Here is a 3,632-nt window from a genome sequence, read left to right as displayed (position 1 = left end):
CTTGATAATTCTTTCTTCCTTGCATGGCAAAATATAGCAAATAAAATAGACTTATACAACTGATAGTCAGATGTTTATATAGTATATATATATATATACTAAGTCTAAATTACACTACATTTGAGTTGTGCAACAGCCACGGAAGCGGGTTCCCATTTTTATCGTTATGAAGACTATGAGACTTAGCGAGATGTTTGAGTTTAATTCTTCCCAAAAGAAATCTCATCTGGTAATTCATTTTCATCATCCTTTTTAAATGGAAAATGTGCAGCTAATTGTTCGCCAGCCATTTTGATGCCTTCGCTTAATCCAGCAATTAAATCTCCATTTTTAAAATGAGAAAGCATATGTTCCTTGATGTCATCCCAAAAGTTTTCGGGCACTTTATTATTAATCCCTGCGTCTCCTAAAATGGCAAATTTATGATCTTTAATAGCCATATAGAATAAAACGCCATTACGCAATTCGGTTTTGTGCATATTCAAAGTCTTAAAAATGTAAGCAGCATGGTCCTTTACATCTTCTTTGCAATGGTTTTCCAAGTGCACTTGAATTTCACCTGAGGTATTGCGCTCAGCTTCTTTAATTGCATTAACAATTTTTTTCTTTTCTTCTTCGGTAAATGCGTCTTTTGCCATAGCGTAAATTTACTAAATCTTCATTGGAATACGATTAAGAAAGGCAATAGTTATGAACTAAGGTAATTATTGAAACCTGATTCCGTCAGGTTCGATATGATGTTGCCTTTCAATTTCCTCAAAAGAAGCTTTCCTTACGGAAATGATATTCCCTTTAAAGAATAAATCTTGTCCAGCCAATGGGTGATTGAAATCTACCTTTATTTCTTTTCTGTTTTTATCAATTATTAATCCGCTTTGAGATTCTTCACTGTTTTCATAACGAATGTAAGCACCAACTTCTAAGGTTTCCTTAGTGTAACCTTCTTTTTCAGTAAACTCTTCTATAGGAATTGATTTAATTAAACTCTCATCTTTTTTTCCATAAGCAAAGTCGGCAGGAAGTCTAAAAGCAAAAGTTTCATTTTGGTTTTTTCCTTTAAGTTGCTCTTCAAAATAGGGAAGCATTTTTCCAGTGCCAAATAGAAATCGCAAAGGGTAGGATTGTTCTGAGAAACCCACCAATTCTCCTTCTTCATCCTTTTTTCGAACGTGATATGATAAGGTAACGACAGTGCTTTCTTGAATTTCCATGTCATATTAACTTATGAAATTGCTGGATGTTTTATAGCCTTTAATTATTGTGAGCTAGATTACTGTAATTTCCATTACAATATAAGTTGTAGGATAAAACAGCATTTGTACTAAACAAAAAAAGCTTCTGAAAATCATCCAGAAGCTTTTTAGTAATAGAGTTTCTATTTAGTCAAAGGTCACTTCCGGAACTTCATCAGCACCTTGGTCAGCTTCAAAATATCCTTTCTTTTCGAAGCCATACATGCCTGCTAGCATCGTTTGAGGGAATTTTCTTATATACGTATTGTATTCTTGAGTCACCTCATTAAACCTTCTTCTTTCCACTGCAATTCGGTTCTCAGTTCCTTCCAGCTGGTCTTGCAATTTAATGAAATTCTGATTTGCTTTAAGGTCAGGATATCTTTCCACAATCACCATCAATCGTGATAAAGCAGAACTCAATCCTTGTTGTGCTTGCTGGAATTGTTCCAATTTTTCTGGGCTTAAATCATCAGCATTCACATTTACACCAGTTGCTTTTGAGCGTGCTTCAATCACACCTTGTAAAGTTTCTTGTTCAAAATCAGCATAACCTTTTACTGTATTCACCAAATTCGGGATTAAATCTGCTCTTCTTTGATAAACATTTTCTACTTGAGCCCAAGCCCCAGTTACTTGCTCTTCTTTGGAGACCATTTTATTATAGGAACCCGCAAAAACTCGATAAAGTATAAAAGCAATAACGGCTATTACGCCTATGGTTATTAAAAGACCTTTTTTCATAATAAATAAATTAGATTTAGTTTTACATGCTTCCTCAGCATATTGATTACGAAGGTAACAGAGAAATGTTGATTTTGAAATTCATTTCAAATTAATGCTGATAAATGATTTTCGAAGGCTTATTTTTACATTTGTTCTGAAAAAAAGCATGAATATAATGTTAAAAAAGATTAGTGGTTACAGTTTATTGATCGTGATAATAATAGGGATAATATATTTCTTTATACCTAATTATGCACAAAAGGCATTTCTTCATTTAACAGCTGATATTGACGATTACGAAATGTTTGAGAATAGAACAATAGTGGCCAGCAATCCTCAAGCTTGGGAAAAATCTCCCCAATACAATCAATATGAAATGGGGCAGACCTACAAAGACGAGCTTCAGGCTTATGAAACCACTGCTTTTTTGGTGGTGAAAGATACGGCTCTTTTTTATGAAAAATATTTTTTGGGATATGATGAAAAGGAAATATCTAACTCATTCTCGGCAGCCAAGAGTATAGTGAGTTTATTAGTTGGTATTGCTATAGAAGAAGGAAAAATAGAGAGTGTATTTCAGCCAGTTTCTGATTTTTTAGAATCTTTTAAAGAAGGCGAGAAATCAAAAATATTAATTAAAGATTTACTCACTATGAGCTCCGGTATTGATTGGAATGAAGCTTATATGAGCCCATTTTCCAAAACCACTGCTGCTTATTATGGAAATAATTTAACAAAATTAGTTGCAGAATTGGAGGTATCGGAAGAGCCATCTCAAGAATTTGCTTATAAAAGTATCAATACTCAGATATTGGCAGAAGTTTTGGAAACGGCCACGGGTCAGTCCATAAGCGACTATGCCACCAATCGATTGTGGAGAAAAATTGGAGCTGAAAATGATGCGCTTTGGAGTTTGGACAGAGCAGGAGGAATGGAAAAAGCATTTTGTTGTTTCAATAGCACTGCTCGTGATTTTGCTCGAATTGGTCAGCTCATTTTAAATAATGGTAGCTGGGATGGTGACCAAGTGGTTCCAGCGGAATATATTGAAATGGCGATTCAGCCAGCAAAACTGACGGGGTCTGAAAAAAGTATTCCACATTACGGTTATCAATGGTGGATTTTAAACTATAATGGAAAGCAAATTCCTTATGCAAGAGGCATTTTGGGGCAATACATATTTGTTTTGAAAGATGAAAATGCTGTAGTAGTACGATTAGGAAAAAGTAGAAGTAAACTGTTCACAGGGGAACATCCTAATGATGTTTATACCTATGTGGAGGCTGCTTATGAATTGTTGAAATAAAGATATGGAGTATACTAAGTTTTTAAGAATTATATATTGGGTATTGGTGGCCATCATGTTTATGGTGTTTTATTACAGCTTACGCTACGCAGAAGGCGAGGAAATGAAATATACACTGATAGCTTTGGCTTTTTGGACTGCTGCTTTTGTATTAAATAGATATATTCGGAAATTAAAGTCTAATTCGGAAGATTAAATTCAAACCGTTAGAATGATGTGCGTTTTCAGGATCAAGCAATAATTCTGGGGATTTAGGATTGAAGAATTAACTTTGTCAAAAAAAGACAAAGTGGATCAGAGTTTAATTGAGTTGTTTTTGCCAGAAGGGATTCTCGAATATTTCCAGGTTACTTCAGTTAAAAAGAAAG

General features: G+C 34.3%; 5 protein-coding genes. 2 read left to right on the top strand and 3 right to left on the bottom strand.

Annotated features, from left to right (window positions below; all coding sequences use genetic code 11):
• Positions 1-200: 200 nt before the first annotated feature.
• The 3 genes from VFM92_RS15785 to VFM92_RS15775 form a co-directional block, all read right to left on the bottom strand.
• Positions 201-638 (bottom strand): TPM domain-containing protein, encoded by a 438-nt coding sequence (locus tag VFM92_RS15785; protein ID WP_325123195.1) that lies wholly within the window; start codon positions 636-638, stop codon positions 201-203.
• Between the two features lie 66 nt (positions 639-704).
• Complete coding sequence (locus VFM92_RS15780) at positions 705-1,211, bottom strand: FKBP-type peptidyl-prolyl cis-trans isomerase (protein ID WP_325123194.1); 507 nt, start codon at positions 1,209-1,211, stop codon at positions 705-707.
• 168 nt (positions 1,212-1,379) lie between these two features.
• A complete protein-coding gene (locus VFM92_RS15775) occupies positions 1,380-1,976 on the bottom strand; it encodes a LemA family protein (RefSeq protein ID WP_325123193.1) in 597 nt (198 codons plus the stop codon).
• Positions 1,977-2,133: 157 nt separating this feature from the next.
• Between VFM92_RS15775 and VFM92_RS15770 the strand changes: the two genes are divergently transcribed.
• Positions 2,134-3,264, top strand: coding sequence for a serine hydrolase (locus tag VFM92_RS15770; protein WP_325123192.1), 1,131 nt, complete (start codon positions 2,134-2,136; stop codon positions 3,262-3,264).
• A gap of 4 nt (positions 3,265-3,268) precedes the next feature.
• A complete protein-coding gene (locus VFM92_RS15765) occupies positions 3,269-3,460 on the top strand; it encodes a hypothetical protein (protein ID WP_325123191.1) in 192 nt (63 codons plus the stop codon).
• The last annotated feature ends 172 nt before the right edge of the window (positions 3,461-3,632 follow it).

It is taken from the genome of Marivirga sp., assembly GCF_035704835.1.
GTDB lineage: Bacteria > Bacteroidota > Bacteroidia > Cytophagales > Cyclobacteriaceae > Marivirga.
Note: the sequence above shows the minus strand (reverse complement) of the source record. Positions and strands in the feature narration are given on the sequence as shown.

Bases quoted from the DNA above. Each gene is read 5' to 3' on its own strand.
- VFM92_RS15770 (WP_325123192.1), top strand. From the start codon at position 2,134: ATGTTAAAAAAGATTAGTGGTTACAGTTTATTGATCGTGATAATAATA.
- VFM92_RS15765 (WP_325123191.1), top strand. From the start codon at position 3,269: ATGGAGTATACTAAGTTTTTAAGAATTATATATTGGGTATTGGTGGCC.
- VFM92_RS15775 (WP_325123193.1), bottom strand. From the start codon at position 1,976: ATGAAAAAAGGTCTTTTAATAACCATAGGCGTAATAGCCGTTATTGCT.
- VFM92_RS15785 (WP_325123195.1), bottom strand. From the start codon at position 638: ATGGCAAAAGACGCATTTACCGAAGAAGAAAAGAAAAAAATTGTTAAT.
- VFM92_RS15780 (WP_325123194.1), bottom strand. From the start codon at position 1,211: ATGGAAATTCAAGAAAGCACTGTCGTTACCTTATCATATCACGTTCGA.